Annotated in this window: 1 protein-coding gene; it reads left to right on the forward strand. The window is 26.4% G+C overall.

Annotated elements, in window-relative coordinates:
* The coding region (locus N9R04_RS11360; RefSeq protein ID WP_262856883.1) for a transposase at positions 1-276 on the forward strand (276 nt) is incomplete at both ends.

Raw genomic sequence — 276 nt, forward strand, 5'->3', positions numbered from 1 at the left:
GCATGTTTATTAAGGATAAAACTAAAAAATATAAAAGTGACATTTTTAATACTCACAACTGGGGATATGATGAAATCAATGATGAATTTATTTGCCCGAATCATAAAAGACTTGGTTTTAAAAGGTATGCCTACCGGCATGATAAATACGGATTTAAAAGAGATTTTAAATTATATGAATGCGATGATTGTTCAGATTGTCTATTGAAAAACTATTGTATGAAATCAAATTCAAAATCGAATAAAAAGTTAATGAAGAATTATAATTGGGAATACT

The organism is Staphylococcus marylandisciuri (assembly GCF_025519785.1).
In the GTDB taxonomy this organism is placed as follows: Bacteria; Bacillota; Bacilli; order Staphylococcales; family Staphylococcaceae; genus Staphylococcus; species Staphylococcus marylandisciuri.